The organism is Roseococcus sp. SYP-B2431, assembly GCF_004336745.1.
In the GTDB taxonomy this organism is placed as follows: Bacteria; Pseudomonadota; Alphaproteobacteria; order Acetobacterales; family Acetobacteraceae; genus Roseococcus.
This window is the reverse complement of the sequence record NZ_SJXD01000011.1, coordinates 17208-35115: the sequence shown is the minus strand read 5'-3', so window position 1 is coordinate 35115 and position 17908 is coordinate 17208. Positions and strand designations below refer to the sequence as shown.

General features: G+C 70.8%; 11 protein-coding genes. 7 read left to right on the top strand and 4 right to left on the bottom strand.

Annotated features, from left to right (window positions below):
* The first annotated feature begins 34 nt into the window (after positions 1-34).
* The 4 genes from EJV46_RS01595 to EJV46_RS01580 all read left to right on the top strand — a co-directional run bounded on the left by EJV46_RS01595 (position 35) and on the right by EJV46_RS01580 (position 5188).
* Complete coding sequence (locus EJV46_RS01595) at positions 35-2905, top strand: FAD-binding and (Fe-S)-binding domain-containing protein (protein ID WP_131546839.1); 2871 nt, start codon at positions 35-37, stop codon at positions 2903-2905.
* Positions 2905-3483, top strand: a complete 579-nt coding sequence (locus EJV46_RS01590; RefSeq protein ID WP_131546838.1) for a DUF924 family protein — start codon at positions 2905-2907, stop codon at positions 3481-3483. Before EJV46_RS01595 ends, EJV46_RS01590 begins: the two co-directional genes overlap by 1 nt.
* A 184-nt stretch (positions 3484-3667) precedes the next feature.
* Positions 3668-4411, top strand: coding sequence for a DUF1194 domain-containing protein (locus tag EJV46_RS01585; RefSeq protein ID WP_131546837.1), 744 nt, complete (start codon positions 3668-3670; stop codon positions 4409-4411).
* A 141-nt stretch (positions 4412-4552) separates the two neighbouring features.
* On the top strand, positions 4553-5188 hold the full coding sequence (locus EJV46_RS01580; protein WP_131546836.1) for a VOC family protein: 636 nt from the start codon (positions 4553-4555) through the stop codon (positions 5186-5188).
* A 93-nt stretch (positions 5189-5281) separates the two neighbouring features.
* Here EJV46_RS01580 and EJV46_RS01575 read toward each other — a convergent pair whose 3' ends face one another.
* Positions 5282-5866, bottom strand: coding sequence for a class I SAM-dependent methyltransferase (locus EJV46_RS01575; RefSeq protein ID WP_131546835.1), 585 nt, complete (start codon positions 5864-5866; stop codon positions 5282-5284).
* Between the two features lie 59 nt (positions 5867-5925).
* Here EJV46_RS01575 and EJV46_RS01570 point away from each other — a divergent pair, with 59 nt between their 5' ends.
* Entirely contained in the window at positions 5926-7293 is a 1368-nt protein-coding gene (locus EJV46_RS01570) for a PleD family two-component system response regulator (RefSeq protein ID WP_131546834.1), read from the top strand.
* 22 nt (positions 7294-7315) lie between these two features.
* On the opposite strand, the gene EJV46_RS01565 is transcribed toward EJV46_RS01570, so the two are convergent.
* The 3 genes from EJV46_RS01565 to EJV46_RS01555 all read right to left on the bottom strand — a co-directional run bounded on the left by EJV46_RS01565 (position 7316) and on the right by EJV46_RS01555 (position 10669).
* Positions 7316-8275: a hydroxymethylglutaryl-CoA lyase gene (locus tag EJV46_RS01565; protein WP_131546833.1), complete on the bottom strand. Its 960-nt coding sequence runs from the start codon at positions 8273-8275 to the stop codon at positions 7316-7318.
* Positions 8272-9522 (bottom strand): CaiB/BaiF CoA-transferase family protein, encoded by a 1251-nt coding sequence (locus EJV46_RS01560; RefSeq protein WP_131546832.1) that lies wholly within the window; start codon positions 9520-9522, stop codon positions 8272-8274. Before EJV46_RS01560 ends, EJV46_RS01565 begins: the two co-directional genes overlap by 4 nt.
* Positions 9523-9607: 85 nt before the next feature.
* Positions 9608-10669, bottom strand: a complete 1062-nt coding sequence (locus EJV46_RS01555) for an alcohol dehydrogenase (protein WP_131546831.1) — start codon at positions 10667-10669, stop codon at positions 9608-9610.
* Between the two features lie 134 nt (positions 10670-10803).
* Between EJV46_RS01555 and EJV46_RS01550 the strand changes: the two genes are divergently transcribed.
* Positions 10804-13032 (top strand): fused MFS/spermidine synthase, encoded by a 2229-nt coding sequence (locus EJV46_RS01550; RefSeq protein ID WP_165585274.1) that lies wholly within the window; start codon positions 10804-10806, stop codon positions 13030-13032.
* A 98-nt stretch (positions 13033-13130) separates the two neighbouring features.
* Positions 13131-17816, top strand: coding sequence for a PAS-domain containing protein (locus EJV46_RS01545; protein WP_165585273.1), 4686 nt, complete (start codon positions 13131-13133; stop codon positions 17814-17816).
* Positions 17817-17908: the final 92 nt, after the last annotated feature.

The following is a 17908-nucleotide window of genomic DNA, read 5'->3' as shown; positions in this document are numbered from 1 at the left end:
CTGACGGCGCGGCGTTCTGGGGATAGATAGCGGCATGAACGCCATCACGATTCCCAAGACCAAAATCGGTGATTCCCGCCTGGCCGAGCGCCTGTCGCGCGAGACGGAGGGGGAGGTGCTGTTCTCTGCGCCCGATCGCGGCCGCTACGCGACGGATGCCAGCATCTACCAGATCGAGCCGGTCGGCGTGCTAATCCCCAAGACCGCCGCCGATGTCGAGGCCGCCATGGCGATCTGCCGCGAGGAGGGCATCCCCATCCTCGCGCGCGGCGGCGGCACCAGCCAGTGCGGCCAGACGGTGAACCGCGCGCTGGTGCTGGACTGCTCGAAATACCTGCGCCGGGTGATCCGCGTGGAGGGCGACACGGCCCGCGTGGAGCCTGGCATCACGCTCGGAGCCTTGAACGAAACGATCAAGAGCACGGGAAAATTCTTCCCGGTCGATCCCAGCACCTGGCAGCGCTGCACCATCGGCGGCATGGCGGGGAACAATTCCTGCGGCGGCAAGTCGATCCGCTACGGGCTGATGGCCGACAATGTCCGCGCCATCGACGCGATCCTGGCCGACGGCTCGCGCCACATCTTCGGCGAGGGCGCGCCGAACACGGATCTGGTCGCGCGGCTGCACGCGCTGGGCGAGCGCGAGGCCGCCGAGATCGCGGAGAAATTCCCGCACCAGCTTCGGCGCGTGGGCGGCTACAACCTCGACGCGCTGACGCCGGATGCGCGCGCGAACGGTCGCGGCAATCTCTCCCGCCTGCTGGTGGGCTCCGAGGGCACGCTGGCCTTCTCAGCCGCGCTCGACCTGAAGCTCTGGCCGATCAAGCCGCGTAAGGTCGTCGGCATCTGCCAGTTTCCGACGTTCCGCCGCGCGATGGAGGCGTCGCGCCACCTCGTCACGCTGGATCCCGAAGCGGTCGAACTGGTCGATCGGACGATGATCGACCTCGGCCGCTCCATCCCGATCTACCGCGCGACCATCGACCAGATGGTGATCGGCGAGCCGGACAGCCTGCTCATCGTCGAGTTCCACGGGCAGGAGGACGGCCCGCTGCTGCAGCAGCTCGAACGGCTCGAGGAGATGATGGGCGATCTCGGCCTGCCGGGGCAGGTGGTGCGCGCGGTGGATGGCGGCTTCCAGGCCGCGATCGCCGAGGTGCGCGAGGCCGGTCTCAACATCATGATGTCCATGAAGGGCGACGGGAAACCGGTCTCCTTCATCGAGGACTGCGCGGTCGGCCTCGACGATCTCGCCGACTATACGGAGCGGCTGAACGACGTCTTCGCCGAATACGGCACCAAGGGCACCTGGTACGCCCATGCCAGCGTCGGCTGCCTGCATGTCCGTCCCGTCCTGAACATGAAGGACGGCGAGGACGTGCGGAAGATGCGCGAGATCGCCGAAAAATGCTTCGCGCTGGTGCGGGAGTACAAGGGTTCGCATTCCGGCGAGCATGGCGACGGCATCGTCCGCTCTGAATTCAACGAGCCCATGTTCGGCGCGAAGATCGCCCGCGCCTTCGAGGCGGTGAAGGACGAGTTCGACCCCAAGGCGCTGCTCAATCCCGGCCGCGTCGTGCGGCCGCCGAAGATGGATGACCGGACGCTGTTCCGCTACGCGCCGGAATACGCGGCGGATGCGGGGGTGAAGCCCGTGCTCGACTGGTCCGCCTGGCCGGGGTCGCAGGGCGGTTTTCTCGGCGCCGTCGAGATGTGCAACAACAACGGCACCTGCCGGAAATTCGACGCCAATGTGATGTGCCCCAGCTATCGCGTGACGCGCGATGAGCAGCACCTCACCCGCGGCCGCGCCAACACGCTGCGCCTCGCGCTGACCGGCCAGCTCGGGCCCGATGCGCTGGCAAGTGAGCAGGTGGGTGAGGCGATGTCGCTCTGCGTCTCCTGCAAGGGCTGCAAGCGCGAATGCCCGACCGGCGTGGACATGGCGAAGATGAAGATCGAGCATCTCGCCGCGCGCAACGCCAGGCACGGCGTACCGCTGAAGGACCGGCTGGTGGCCGCGCTGCCCATGCTCGCGCGCTACGCCCGCTTCGCCCCCTGGCTCGCGAACATGCGCGACAGCGTGCCGCTGCTGCAGAAGCTGTCCGAGCGCTTCCTCGGCCTCTCCGCGAAGCGCAGCCTGCCGCGCTTCCGCCGCGACGTCTTCCGTGACGAGGAGGCGCGCAGCGACGGCTGGAAGGGCGAGGTCATCCTCTTCGGCGACACCTTCAACCGCTATTTCGAGCCGGAGAACCTCCGCGCCGCGGTGCGCGTGCTGGCCGCCTCCGGCTATCGGGTCACCGCGCCCAAGGCCGAGGGCCGCCCCCTTTGCTGCGGCCGCACCTATCTGGCGGCCGGCATGGTGGAGGAGGCCCGCGCCGAGGCGCGGCGCACCTTGGAGGCTCTGTCGAAATCCGAGGCGCCGGTGCTTGGGCTGGAGCCCTCCTGCCTCATGACCCTGCGCGACGAGTTCCCCTCGCTCCTGCCCGGCCCGGCGGCGGAAGCCCTGGCGAAGCGCGCCTTCCTGGCGACCGAGTTCCTGGAGGCGAAGGAGGCGCTGCCCACGCTGAAGCCCGTTGCCGGCACGGCCCATATCCACGGCCATTGCCACCAGAAGGCCTTCGGTGCCTTCCCCGCCGCGGTGAAGGCGCTGCAGCGCGTGCCGGGGATGGAGGTGAAGCCGATCCCGTCGAGCTGCTGCGGCATGGCCGGCGCCTTCGGCTACGAGGCCAGGAACTTCGAGACGTCCGTCGCCATGGCGGAGCTGTCCCTGCTGCCGGCGGTGCGGGCCGCTGGGGCGGATGATGTCGTCGTGGCCGACGGCACCTCCTGCCGCCACCAGATCCAGGACCTCGCCGGCCGCGAGGCCGTGCATTCCATCCGCGTGCTGGACCGCGCCCTGTGATGGAACAAGACCTGATCCGCGACATCCTGGATTTCTGGTTCCGCGACGGGCGGGACGGCTATCGAGAGCTCTGGTTCAGGCGCGACGACGCCTTCGACGCGGAAATCCGCGCCCGTTTCGGCGGGCTCGTCATCCCTGCCCGGGAAGGCCGCTTTAACTCATGGGCCGACACGCCCGAGGGCGCCCTCGCCCTGGCGATCCTGCTCGACCAGTTCCCGCGGAACCTGTTCCGCGGCTCGCCCGAGGCCTTCGCCAGCGATCCGCAGGCCCTCGTCCTGGCACGGCGCGTAATCCGCGAGCGCCTGGATCTCGACCTGACGCCCGTCGAGCGGGGCTTCCTCTACCTCCCCCTCGAGCACGCGGAGTCGATGGCGGCCCAGAACGAGTCGGTCGCGGCCTTCGAGGGGCTGCGCGATGTCCCCCAGAGCGCCCGGCCCGGCGGCACCATCGACTATGCCTGGCGGCACTGGCACGTCATCCGCCGCTTCGGCCGCTTCCCCCATCGCAACGCCGTCCTAGGCCGGGACAGCACGCTGGCCGAGCAGGCCTACCTCGCCCAGCCCGGCGCGGGCTTCTGACAGGCCGATCCCTTCGGGACGAGACCAGAAATGGGTCGCGACCTGCCGAAAATTTCGGCAGAAGAACCTGTCAAGTCATGCTGCGTTGCAGCAAATAGGTATTGACCCCTGTCCGATGTGGACGGAAATTCGGAACGGACTTGGGAGAAATCGCTGCACGGCTCCTGGTTCGAAGGGGGCTCGCATGCATCGTCGTCAAATTCTCGCTGCGGCGCTCGCCGCACCGGCCGTCCTCCTGGGGCGCCGCGCCGCCAGGGCCATGGAGCCGGTGGATGTGGAGCTGGTCCTCGCCGTGGACGTGTCCCGCTCGGTGGATTCCGAGGAGCAGGAGATGCAGTTCGACGGCTATGCCGCCGCCTTCCGCGACCCGCGCCTTATCGAGGCGATGATGCGCGGGCCGGTCGGCTCCATCGCCTGTACCTTCTTCACCTGGTCCGACTGGAACATCCAGGAGCACCTCATCCCCTGGATGAAGCTGGACGGCCCCGACTCCGCCGAGCGCTTCGCCCAGGCGATCGACGCCGCGCCACGGCGGACGCATCTCTACACCTCGATCTCCGGCGCGATGGACTTCGCCGCCGGCCTCTACGGCCAGGGCTTCGAGGGCACGCGCCGGGTGATCGACATCTCGGGCGACGGCATCAACAACTCCGGCCGCGAGGTCGGCTCTGCCCGGCAGGAGCTGCTGAACCAGGGCGTGGTGGTCAACGGCCTGGCCGTGCTGGACCGCACGCCGCCGCCTCCGGGGCTTGGGGCCATGCAGCCGCTTGACGAGTACTACCAGGAGCGCGTCATCGGCGGCCCCGGCGCCTTCCTGATGGTGGCCGACGGCTTCGAGAGCTTCGAGCAGGCGGTGCGGCGGAAGATCATCCGCGAGGTGGCGTCGGTTCCCGCGCCCGGCCCGCGGGTGGAACGCGCCCTCGCCTGATCCGGGCAGATCGGCCGCGGCGGTTCTCCTTGCGGGACCGACGCGGCAGGATCATCGTTCCTTCTCACGATCGAGGAACATCATATGCCGGCGCCCCGTAGCCCATCCTCCCCTTGCTGCCGCTCCGCGGCGCGCTGAGCCATGGCCGAGATCGACCACATCGTCATCGGTGCCCGCACCCTGGAGGAGGGCGCCGCCTTCGTGGAGCGCGAGTTGGGCGTGAAGCCGCAGCCCGGCGGCAGGCACGACGGCGCGGGCACGCACAACCTCCTGCTCGGCCTCGGCCCGGACTGCTACCTGGAGGTGATCGCGCCCGATCCCTCGCAGCCGGAGCCCGCCCATCCGCGCCTCTTCGACCTCGACGACCCGGCGACGCACACCATGCTCGAATCCGGCCCGCGGCTGCTGACCTGGGTCGCGCGCACCACCGCCATGGATGCGGTCATGTCGCGCCTCGGCCCGCGCGGCGGCACGATCCGCGAGATGCATCGCGGCGAGCTCTCCTGGCGCTTCGCCCAGCCCCCGCAGCGGCAGGACATGGACAACCTCATTCCCTGCCTGATCGAGTGGAAGGGCGAGCGGGCGGGAAAGCGCCTGCACGACAGCCAGCTCCGCCTGGTCGCGCTGGAGGCCGAGCATCCCGAGGTCGACGCGCTCCGCCTCGCCCTGCGCGACCGCGGCCTCGGAGAGGCCCTCGCCGTTCGCCACGGCCCGCACCGACGCCTGCTGGCCAGGCTCGTCGGAAAGGATGGTGTGGAATACACCCTCGCCAGCTGAGCGGCGATCGCGCCGATCGGGAAGAACCCCTCCTCGGCGCCCGCCCGTCATGCTATCTGCGATCGCATGTCAATCGGCGCGGAACCGCAGAGCTCAGGGACGGACGGCCGGCCGGTAGCGCCAGACGCTCGCCGGCGGGAAGTTCGCCAGCGTGAAGGCGAGCCGCTGGCCGGTCATCCCAAGCTTGCGGTACGGCAACGGCGAGGTCGCGCAATAGGTGTAGAGCAGGTAGCCCTTCCCCGGCGCCACCGCCTCGACCGCATCGCGGAAGGCCGCCTGCCGCTCCAGGGGCAGCAGCACCAGCGGGATGCCGCAGATCGCGGTGCCGATCTGGTCGTGCATGTGCGCGGGCAGGGTGTTCTTCAAGTCGAAGGCGTCGCCGCAGATCACGTTCACGCCCGGCAGGCTCTCGCGCAGGAAGCCGGCCATCTCGGGCACGATCTCGACCACGACGAGCCTGTTCGCCGGGACGCCGGCCGCGAGCAGCGCGCGGGAGATCACGCCGGTGCCGGCGCCCAGCTCGAGGACGTATTCGTCCGGCCCCCGTTCGACGGCGGCCGCGATCCTGCGGCAGAGCGCGGGCGAGGAGGGGATGATGGAGCCCATCTGCAGGGGATTGCGCAACCAGCGCCGGAAGAAGAGGCTTTTATTGGCCGCTCCTTCTCGATCGAACGTCATTTCAGACACGTGATGCTCCTGTTGCCGTCCTTGCCTGGCCTGAGAGGAACCTCCGTCCGATGACCGCCCGCATTCTCGCGGTGGATGACATCGCGGCCAATCTACGCCTGCTCGAGGCCAAGCTACAGGCCGAGTATTACGAAGTGCTGCTGGCCTCCAGCGGGCCGGAAGCGCTCGCGACAGCTTTCACGCAAATGCCAGACGTCATTCTCCTGGATGTCATGATGCCGGGAATGGATGGCTACGAAGTGTGCAGGGCGCTCAAGGCCGACGCACGGACCCAGCATATCCCGGTGGTCATGGTCACCGCCCTGACCGACAGCACCGAGCGCGTCCGGGGACTCGATGCGGGCGCCGACGACTTCCTCTCCAAGCCCGTGGACGATGCCACGCTCTTCGCCCGGCTGCGCGCCCTCCTGCGCGTGAAGCAGGTGCAGGACGCCTGGCGCCTGCGCTCCGAGACGGCGCGGGACCTCGGCATCGAATCCCAGCCCGATCCGCTGATCTCCGTGGCCGGCGCCCGCGCCCTGGTGATGGGCAACCGGCCCGAAGAGGTGCAGCAGGTGCGCGAGGCGCTGGAGGCGGACGCCATCGTGGTCGCCACGGTCTCCAGCATCGACGAGGCCCAGCGCCAGCTGGCCAAGGGCGATCACGACCTCGCCCTCCTCGCCCTGCCGGAGGATGCGATGGAGGTGCTGCGGCTGGCCTCGCGCCTGCGCGCGCAGAACGCCACGCGCGACCTGCCGCTGCTGCTGCTGGCCGATCCCGCCCAGAAGATGCAGGTGCTGCGCGGCTTCGACCTCGGCGCGAACGACCACGCCTTCCGTCCGCTCGACCCCAACGAGCTGCGCGCCCGCGCCCGCAACCAGATCCGCCGCCGGCGCTATCAGGAGCGGCTGCGGCTGGAGCTGGACCGGTCGCTCGAGATGGCTGTCACGGACCAGCTCACCGGCCTGCGCAACCGCCGCTACGTGCGCCGCCACCTCGACGGGCTGCTGCGCACCGAGGAGGCCGCGGTGCTGCTCGTGGACATCGACAAGTTCAAGGCCATCAATGACACCCACGGCCATAATGTCGGCGACGCAGCGCTGCGCGACGTGGCCGAGCGGCTGCGCATCCAGCTCCGCGCGGCCGATGTGGTGGCCCGCTACGGCGGCGAGGAGTTCCTGGCCGTGCTGACCGGCGCGCCGAGCGGCTATGCGCTCGCGGTGGCCGACCGCCTGCGCGAAGCGATCGCCGCGGAGCCGGTGCAGGCGGGGAACGTGGTCGTGCCGATCACGGTGAGCATCGGCGTCGCCGTGGGCGGACCGGCGATCTCGTCCGAGCGGCTGATCGGATCGGCGGACGAGGCGCTGTACCGCGCCAAGCGCGACGGCCGGAACCGGGCCTATCTCGCCGATCCGGCGCTGGACAAATCAGCGGTCTGAACAGACGGCCTGGGGCTCCGCTTCAGGCCGCCCGCCGGCGGAATGCGCCCAGGCTCCCGGCATGGATCAGCTCGCTCGGCAGCACGTGCCCCACGATCTCCTCGGCCATGCGCCCGACCTCGATGAGCCGGTCCAGGTCCACGCCCGTGTGGATGCCCATCTCCTCGCAGAGCAGCACCAGTTCCTCCGTGCAGATGTTCCCCGCCGCGCCCTTCTGGCCCGCGAAGGGACAGCCGCCGAGCCCGCCGACGGTGCTGTCGAACTGCGCCACGCCCATGCGCAGCCCCGCATGCGCGTTCGCCACCGCGAGACCGCGCGTGTCGTGCAGGTGCAGGCCGATCTTCTGCTCCGGCCAGCGGCTGCGGACCTCGCCGACCACGCGCTCGACGCGCTGCGGCGCGGCCCAGCCCATGGTGTCCGCCAGCGAGATGCGCTGGATCTGCTGGCCGTACTCCTGCGCGATGGCGAAGGCGTCCTCCAGCGTCGAGATCACCTGCGCGGGCGTGATGTCCCCCTGGTAGTTGCAGCCGAAGGCCGCCTGCACGCCGATGCGCGTCACCGCCACGCCGTGCGAGATATGGGTGGCGGTCAGCTTGCGCATCGCCTCCAGGTTCTCGGCATGGCTGCGGTTGAGGTTCTTGCGCGTGAAGGCCTCGGACGCGGTGATCGAGATGCTGCCGGTGATGTGCAGCTTGTCGCGGAAGGCCAGCGCCCGCTCCAGCCCGTTGCCGTTGAACCACAGCGCCGTGTAGTGCACGCCCGGCTTCGGCGTGAAGCCCGCAATAGTCGCTTCCGCATCGGCCCAGCCCGGCACCACCCGCGGATTGACGAAGGAGCAGGCCTGGATGTGGTGAAGGCCGGTCTCGGCCAGCGCCTCGATGAGCCTGATCTTCTCCGCCGTCGGGATGGGGCCGGGCTCGATCTGGAAGCCCTCGCGCGGGCCTTCCTCGTGGATATCGATGGATATCGGCAGGTCGGTCATGAGCGGTGCCCTTCTGGAATGCTGTACGTTGAGGCCGCGCCCACGATCCCCCGGGCAACAAGGGCCTGGCCTTCCTCCTCGGTGATGCCGAGCTCGGCCAGGATCGCCAGCGTGTCCTGCCCGATCCCGCCGGGCTGGCTCCGCAGGCCGGTGTCGTGGTCGCCCATCTCGATGGGCAGGCGCGGCAGCTTCGAGACGCGGCCACCGCCCATCTCGACCTCCAGCATCCGGCCATGGGCATTGAGCTGAGGGTCGTCGAAGAGGTCGCCCGGGCGGGCCACCGGAGCGAAGGGGATGGAGCCGCGCTCGCAAAGCTCGGACATCTCCTCATGGGTGCGGGTCAGGACCAGGTCGGCGACGATCTTCTTCAGCCACGGCCGCGCGGCGACGCGATCCTCGTTGGTCCTCAGTTGCGGGTCGGCGAGCAGGTCGGGGCGCGAGAACCCCTCGCAGAAGCGGCGCCAGTGATTGTCGCTGGTGATGCCGAGGAAGAACTGCCGGTCGTCCGAGGTCGCGAAGGTCTCGTAGATGGCCCAGGCACCCTGCCGGTCGGGCATCGGCGGCATGGGGCGGCCGGTGACCACCTCGCCCGCCATGTGCGAGGCCATGAGGAAGCCCGCGCTCTCGAACAGCGCCGACTTCACGAGCTGCCCCTGCCCCGTGCGCCCGCGCTCCTGCAACGCGGCCAGAATGCCGACCACGCCGAGCACGCCGCCCAGAATGTCGCAGACCGAGGCGCCGGCCCGCAGGGGACGGCCCGGCGGGCCCGTCATATAGGCCAGGCCGGACATGAACTGCACGATCTCGTCCAGCGCCGGGCGGTTCTCGTAGGGACCGGAGAGAAATCCCTTCAGCGCGCCATAGATGAGGCGCGGGTGCTTTGCCGCGAGCTCCTCGTAGCCGAAGCCGAGCCGCTCCATCGTGCCGGGCGCGAAGTTCTCGATCAGCACGTCGGTCGTCTCGAGCAGCTTGCCGATGACGGCCCGGCCCTCGGGCGCCTTGAGGTCCACCGCGAGGCAGCGCTTGTTGCGGTTGAAGGTGCCGAAGAAGCCGGCCGCGAAGCCGGACAGCCGGCGCGTGCGGTCGCCCTCCACCGGCTCGATCTTGATGACCTCCGCGCCGAGATCGGCCAGCACCAGCCCGCAGGACGGGCCCATGATGACGTGGCAGAATTCCAGCACCCGGAGGCCCGCCAGCGGCAAGGGCTTCGTGCCGCCCGGGACCGCCTGCGCCGTCGCTGCCGTCATCTCGTCCAAAACACCCGTTCCCCGCTCAAGCCTGGCCGGGGGGCATCATCCTCCTCCCGGCCGCGGAGCGCCAGACGGGCCGCCGCTAGGCCGCGACGAGGATGGTCCGCCCGGTCACCTTGCCGTCCTTGAGGCGGTTCAGCGCGGCGTCGGCATTCTCGAACTTCTCCGTCGTGATGGGGATGCCCGGGATCTGCCCCTTCTTCGCGATCTCGATCAGCGCCCGCAGCTCCTTGAGGTTGCCCACGTAGCTGCCCTGGATGGTCAGGGCGCGGATGGCCATCAGCGGCAGGGGCAGCTTCAGCTCGCCGCCGAAGAGGCCGACCTGCACCAGCTTGCCGCCCCGGCCCAGCGCATCGAAGGCGGCGAGCGCCGTCTGCGAGCCGTTCACCAGGTCGATGACGCCCATCACCGGTCCGCCGCAGGCCTCGATGATGCCCTGTGCCGTGTCCTTGCCGGCCAGCACCGTCTGGCTGGCGCCCTGCTCCCTGGCGGCGGCCAGCTTCGCCTCGTCGATGTCCACGGCGCAGATGGCCCGGTGCCCCAGCGCCTTCAGGATGGCGATCGCATTCAGCCCGAGGCCGCCGGCGCCGACGACCACGATGAACTCGTCCGGCTCCATGGGCAGGATCTTGTTGATCGCCGAATAGACCGTGACCCCGGAGCAGGCGTAGGTCGCGGCCAGGGCCGGATCGATGCCCTCGATGGGCACGAGGTGCTTCCAATGCGAGGCCAGGACATGCGTGGCGTAGCCGCCGTTCTGATAGACGCCGAGCGCGCGCGGCTTGGCCGTGCAGAGATTTTCCTCGTCGCGCGCGCAGCGCGGGCATTCGCCGCAGCCAACCCAGGGATAGACCAGGCGGACCTGCCCCTTCTCCAGCCCCTTCCCCTCGCCGCCCGGACCCCATTTCAGCACGCGGCCGACGATCTCGTGGCCCAGCGCCAGCGGCAGCTTCATGCCCCGGTCGGCCATGCTGAGCCGCCCGCGCGAGCCGAGGTCGTAGCCGCCCTCCCAGATATGCAGGTCGGAGTGGCAGACGCCGGCATGGGTGACCTCCAGCAGGACCTCGTCGCCATGAGGCTCCGGCGTCGGCAGCTCGATCTCCTGGAGCGGTTGTCCCAGCTCCGTGATGGCCCAGGCGCGCATGTCGTTCCTCCTCGAATGATCCCCCCCGCATGGGACAGCGAAGCCGGGGCCCGGGTCAATCGCCGCTTGATCCATTCCGGCGATCCCGCTCACATGAATCGAGGGTAACGATAACGCCATCAACGGGAGCGCCAATGGTCCGGCTGACGATCGCCTTCTTCTGCTCGGGCTTCGGCGCGCTGCTCTGCCAGATCGTCTGGCAGCGGATGCTGGGCGTCTTCGCGGGCTCGGACACGGTCTCGGCGGCGCTGGTGGTCGGCGCCTTCCTGGGCGGGCTGGGGCTCGGTTCCATCCTGGGGGCGAAGCTGGCCGACCGCCTGCCGCCGCGCCGCGCGCTGCTCGCCTTCGCGCTCTGCGAGGCGGGCGTGGCGCTCTGCGCGCTGCTCTCCAAGCCCTTCCTCTACGACCTCATCGCCGTCGGCCTCTCCGACGCGGTGGAGCAGCCGCTGGCCGTCTTCGCCCTGTGCTTCGCCGGGCTGGTGATCCCGACCACGCTGATGGGCGCCTCCCTGCCCCTCCTGGCGCGCGCCATCGCGACGGACCTCGAAAGCCTCGCGACCCGAATCGGCACGCTCTATGGCTGGAACACCCTGGGCGCCGGCCTCGGCGCCCTGCTGGGCGGATGGGTCATCGTGGGCCATCTCGGCTATCCCGGCGCGCTCGGCTTCGCCGCGGCGCTGAACCTGACGGCCGCGCTGATCCCGCTGACGCTGATGCACGCCATGCCGGCCGAGGCGCCGCGGCCCGCAGCGCGCGCGGCGGCGCAGGCGGAGCCCTTCGGCGGCCTCCGGCTCTGGTGCCTGCTGGTCTTCCTCTCCGGCTACGTCATCGTGGCTCTGGAGATCGTCTGGGTGCGGATGCTGGGCCAGGTGGGGCAGTATCACGCCTATCTCTTCCCCACCGTGCTCGGCACCTTCCTGCTGGCCGACGGGCTCGGCATGGCGCTGGCGGCCCGCATGGTGCGACGGATGAAGGATCCCCGCCCGGCCTTCTTCCTCACCCAGGGCGGCGGCTTCGTGCTGGCGGTGGCGCTGCTCGGCGTCTTGTGGTGGGCCATGGGCGAGCCCTTGCTGGCCGACCGGATGGGCGCGGATTTCGACCGCTTCCACCACCGCGCCATCGTCCTCTCGACGGCGATCATCGTGGTCGTGGTGGCGCCACCCTCCTTCGTCATTGGCATGACCTTCCCCTTCGTGCAGCGCGCCGTGCAGCAGGATCTCGCGAGCGTCGGCGCGCGCGTGGGCTGGGTGCAGCTGGCCAACATCCTGGGCAATGCGGCAGGGTCGATCGGCACCGGCCTCGTGACCTTCCATCTCCTCGGCACGATGGGGACGCTGGTGCTGCTGGCCGTCCTTTCGTTGGCGCTGCTGGGCTTCTGGCTCCGGCAGGCGCGGCGCTCGCGGCCGGCGATCCTGGCGCTGGCCGGCTGCACCGCGCTCATCGCGCTCGCCTTGCCCTCCAACCAGCGCTTCTGGTCGCGCATGCACGGGCTGCCGGAGGGCGTGGAATTCGCCTGGGCCGAGGACCGCTCCGGCATCTCCTTCTGGCGCGAGTTCGGCGAGGGCGAGGGCCGGGCGCCGGGCCGCTTCTTCATCATGGGCCACGGCCAGGGCTTCGTGCCCTTCCTGGAGCAGCACATCCTGCTCGGCATGCTGGGACCGCTCCTGCATCCCGCGCCCGAGCGCGTGCTGGCCATCGGCGTGGGCTCCGGCGGAACGCCCTACGGCGCCGCGGTGAACCCGGCCACGCGGGAGATCCGCGCCATCGAGCTCGTGGCCCCGGTGCTCGACACGCTGGAGGAGATCGCGCGTGAGCGGCCGGAATCCGGCGTGGCCGCCCTGCTGGCCGATCCGCGCCTGCGCCTCGAATACGGCGACGGCCGGCGCGCCCTGACGCGCGGCGACGAGCGCTACGACGTCATCGAGGCCGATGCGATCCGGCCGCAATCCTCGCATTCCGGCCTGCTCTACAGCGCCGAGTTCCTGGCGCAGCTGCGCGAGCGGCTGGCGCCCGGCGGCCTCTACGTGCAATGGGCGCCGACCTGGCGCGTGGTGGACACCTTCGCCGCCGCCTTCCCCCACGCCATCCTGCTCACGCCGATCCAGGCCATGATCGGCAGCGACCGGCCCATTCCCTTCGACCACGCCGCGCTGATGGAGCTGCTGCGCCGGCCCGACATCGCGGCCCATGCGCGGCGCGGCAACGCGGCCTCGACCGACCTGTCGCGGCTCGTGGAAGGCGGGGTCACCGTCTGGACGCCCGAGACCCCGCGGGCCGCGCCGCCGCTCACCGACATGTTCCCGCGCGACGAATTCTTCCTGAACCACGCCCAGCTGGACACCTGGAGGCCCCGGCCGGACTGATCCCGGATTCGTCACAACCCAGTGGATCCGGCGCCACATGGGGCGCGCGACACACGCGACAGAACCGCCCGCGCCCGCGTGCTAGCTCTGATCCCCAAATGCCCGATACCCATATGCCTGCCCTTTCGCCGGAGGCCGCCGCGGCGCTCCTGCCCGTTCTGCTCGAAGGTATGGGCGGCGGCATGTCGCTGCACGACGCGGAGCTGCGGCGCAGCTTCGCCAACCGCGCGATGGACGAGATGCTGGGCCTGCCCGCGCCGATTTCCGCCGCCGGCACGCCCCTCACGGACCAGATCGCCGCGATGGAGGCGGCCGGCCTCCTGCGCCCGGCCGACGCCGTCGGCGTCCTCGCCGCCTTCGCCGGACCCGGCCGCAAGGACATCGCCTGGCAGGCCGGCGACGGGCGGCACCTCGCGCTCAGCGTCCTGGACGCGCCCGGCGGCGCGCGCGTCGCCCTCTGCCGCGACGTCACCGAGGCCCGCGAGGCCGAGCAGCGCCTGGCCGCCGGCCGCGCCCGCGTCGAGCACCTGCTGAGCCGCACGCGCGACGTGGTGGTGCTGATGGATGCGGATGAGGACGGCACCATCCTCGAGAACTCCGACCGCACGGGCGAGCTGCTCAGCATCCCGCCCGAGCTGGCGCGCCCCGGCTCCTCGCACCTGGCCATCCTGCGGCACATGGTCGCGCGCGGCGACTTCGGCGCGGTGGAGGATCCCGAGCGCTTCGTCCGCGAGCGCCGCGCGGAGATCCTTCGGGCCGGCACCCTCACCTTCCCCGCGCGCATGCAGGACGGCACCTGGGTCGAGTACAACTTCCAGCTGATGGCTGACGGCAGGCTGCTCGGCTTCGTCCGCGACATCACCGCGCTGAAGACCGCCGAGCTCGCGCTGGAGGCCGAGCGCGAGGTGCTGGCCTCGGTCGTGCACAACCTGCCCGACGGCGTGGCGCTCGTCGGCCCCGATGCCCGGCTGCGCCTCACCAACGGGCCGATGCGCGAATTCCACCGGCTGCCGCCGGAGGTCACAGAGCCGGGGATGCATGTCCGGGATCTGCATCGCTTCCAGGTGATGCGCGGCGATTTCGGCCCGCCGCCCACCGACCCCGGGGCGCTGGAAGCCCTCGTCGCCGAGCGCCTGTCCGTCCTCCGCAAGCCGGGCGGCAACCGCTACACCCGCCAGCTCGCCGGCGGACGCTGGCTGGAGTTCCACATGTGCCCGCTGCCCGATGGCGGCGTGCTCGCCCTCTACCGCGACGTCACCGAGCTCAAGACGCGCGAGAAGGAGCTGGAGGCCGAGCGCACCCTGCTGCGCGAGGTGCTGGCCAGCAACGACGCCGTGGTCGCCGTCTTCGATGCTGAGGCGAAGGTGCTGCTGGCCAATGGCCGCCATGAGGAGCTGATCGGCATGCCGCCGGAGCTCTTCGCCCCCGGCGCCAGACATGCCGAGGGCATCCGCTTCCTCTACCGCCGCGGCGAGCACGGCCCGCCCGGCGACGCGGCGGCCGAGGAGGCCTTCATCCGCCGCCGCCTCGCCGACATCTACGCCGGCCGGGTGCGGCGCGAGGTGCGCCGGATGGCGAACGGGCGGTGGATCGAGCGCACCTTCGCGCCGCTCACCGGCGGCGGCGTCATCGGCCATGCGCGCGACGTCACTCAGTTGAAGGAGCGCGAGGAGGAGTTGGAGGCCGAGCGCACCCTGCTGCGCGAGGTGATCGACAGCAGCGACGCCCTGCTCTCGCTTTTCGACGCCGAGGGGCGGGTGCTGCTCGCCAATGGCCGGAACAAGGACATGATGGGCCTGCCCGAGCCCTTCTTCGAGACCGGCGCCTCCTTCGAGGCCGGCATCCGCGCGCTGATCTCCCTCGGCTTCTACGGCGAGGTGACGGATGTCGAGGCCCTGGTACAGGGCCGCGTGAAGGACATCTACGCGGGCAGGGTCGCGCGGTTCGACCGCCGGATGCCCGGGGGCCAGTGGATCGAGTTCAGCTACCGTCGGGTCTCGCGCGGCCGCCTCATCGCCCAGGCGCGCGACATCACCCCGCTGAAGCAGCGCGAGGCGGAGCTGGAGACGGAGCGCACCCTGCTGCGCGAGGTGCTGGACAGCACCGACAGCCTCGTCACGGTCTTCGACGAGACGGGCCGTGTCCTGCTCGCCAACAGCCGGCACGAGGAGCTGATCGGCGTCCCGCAGGAGCTGTTCGCGCCCGGCCGCGCTTTCGCGGACGGCGTGGCCTTCCTGACGCGGCGCGGCGATTTCGGCCCCGTGCCCGAAGCGGAGGTCGGCGCCTTCGTGCGCGAGCGCATCGGCCGCGTCTATGCCGGCGAGACGCAGGGCAGCAGCCGCCAGATGCCCGACGGGCGCTGGATGGAATTCACCTATGTGCGCGTTTCGGACGGCCGCCTCATCGGCCATGGGCGCGACATCACCGAGCTCAAGCAACACGAGGAGGAGCTGACCACCGAGCGCGCGATGCTGCGCGAGGTGCTGGACAGCAGCGATTCCGTCATCATCGTGCTCGACGCCGAGGGGCGCGTGCTGCTGGCCAATGGCCGCTTCGAGGAGCTGATCGGCGTGCCGGCCGAGATGCACGAGACCGGCCGCTCCTTCTCGGAGATCATCCGCTTCATCTATCGCCGCGGGGATTTCGGCTTCGACCAGGACGAGGAGACGGTGGTCGGCGCGCGCCTCGCCGCCGTCTTCTCGGGCGATCTGGACCGCTACGTGCGGCTGCTGCCCAACGGCCGCTGGATCGAGTTCAACTTCAAGCTCATCTCGGGCGGTCGCGTCATCTCCTTCGCGCGAGACCTTTCGGCGCTGCGCAGCCGCGAGGCGGAGCTGGAATCCGAGCGGACCCTGCTGCGCGAGGTGCTGGACAGCACCGACGCGCTGGTCACGCTCTTCGACGCGGACACGCGGATCATCCTGGCCAACAAGCGCCACAGCGAGCTGCTGGATGCGCCGCAGGAGCTCTTCGCGCCGGGCGTCGCCTTTCGCGACGGCATCCGCTGGCTCGCGGAGCGGGGCGATTTCGGCCCGGTGGACGACATCGAGGCCGAGGCCGCGGCGCGGGAGGACATGGTCTATGACCACATCCGCGCGCATGGAAGCCAGCGCTACGCGCGGCAGATGCCCGGCGGCCGCTGGGTCGAGTTCACCTACACCCTGCTCTCCGGCAACCGGATGATCAGCCACGCGCGCGACGTGACGGCGCTGAAGTCGAGCGAGCAGGCCGCGCTGGCCGCCCAGGCGGAGGCGGAGGCCGCGCGCGACGCCGCCGAGACAGCGGCCCATGCCAAGTCCGCCTTCCTCGCGGCCATGAGCCACGAGATCCGCACGCCGATGAACGGCGTGCTCGGCATGATGGAGATCCTCGACCGTTCGGAGCTCGCGACCGACCAGGCGCGCAGCGTGGCGGTGATGCGCGAGAGCGCTCAGTCGCTGCTGCGCATCATCGACGACGTGCTGGACTTCTCGAAGATCGAGGCGGGCCGGATGGAGGTGGAGACCCTGCCCTTCAGCCTGCGCGGCCTCATCGAGGGCACGGTCGAGACCCTGATGCCCCAGGCCCGCCAGCGCGGCCTCACCCTCTTCGCCGACCCGCCCGACCCCGGCCCCGACTGGCTGGAGGGCGACCCCACCCGCGTGCGGCAGATCCTCTTCAACCTGATCGGCAACGCGCTGAAGTTCACCGAGCGCGGCTTCGTCCGCCTGGCCGCGCAGACGCGGGCGGAGGGCAACCTGGCGCTGATCCGCCTGATCGTCGAGGACAGCGGCGTGGGCATGGATGCCGAGACGCTGGCGCGGCTGTTCCAGCCCTTCACCCAGGCCGACAGCTCGACGACGCGGCGCTTCGGCGGCACGGGGCTCGGCCTCTCCATCGTCCGCCGCCTCGCCGAGCTCATGGAGGGCGAGGTCCGCGCCGAGAGCACGCCCGGGCGCGGCAGCCGCTTCGTGGTGACGCTGCGGCTCGGCTTCGCCGAAGCGCCGGTGCCGACGGTGCCGGCGCCGGCGGTCGCGCCCGTGCTGCCCGTCGGCACCGCCCCGCTCGGCCGCGTGCTGGTGGTGGACGACCATCCGGTGAACCGCGAGGTCATCACCCGCCAGCTGGAGCTGCTCGGCATCCCCGCGGCCACCGCGGACGACGGCGCGCAGGGCCTGGCGCACTGGCAGTGGCACCGGCCTTCGGTCGTGCTGCTCGACATCCACATGCCGGTGATGGACGGCTTCGAGATGGCGCGGGCGATCCGGCAGGAGGAGCAGGCGAAGGGCCTGCCCCGCACGACGCTGATCGCCGTCACGGCCAATGCGCTGAAGGGCGAGGCCGAGCGCTGCTACGCGGCGGGGATGGACGGCTTCGTGGCCAAGCCCGTGACCCTGGACGGGCTCTCCCGCGCGCTCGGGCGCTTCATGCCAAGCCTGACGCGGGAGGGCGCGTCCACCGGCGGGGCGCTCTTCGATCCCGACGCGCTGCGCGGGCTCTTCGGGCAGGACCGGGAGCGGCTGCTCGGCATCCTGGAGAGCTTCGCCGAGCAGGCGGCGCACGACATCGCGCGGCTGAAGGAGGCCAGCGGGGCACGGCTGGCGGAGGCGGCGCACCGGCTGAAGGGCTCGTCGCGCATGGTGGGCGCGCGGTTGCTGGCGGAGGCCGCGCAGGCCATGGAGCAGGCGGCGCGCGCGGAGGACGTGATCGGGGTGGAGGCGGCGCGGGGGCAGCTGGACAAGCTGCTGGCCGATACGCTGGCGGTGGCGCGGCCCGCGCTGGGCGGCGCCGCGCCGGCCGCCTGACCTTCAGCGGAGCGCGGCGCGGTAGCGCTCCAGCGCCTGCTGGCCCTCGGGGCCGGCGCGCCGGGCCCATTCCTGGTTCTGCGTCTCGCCGA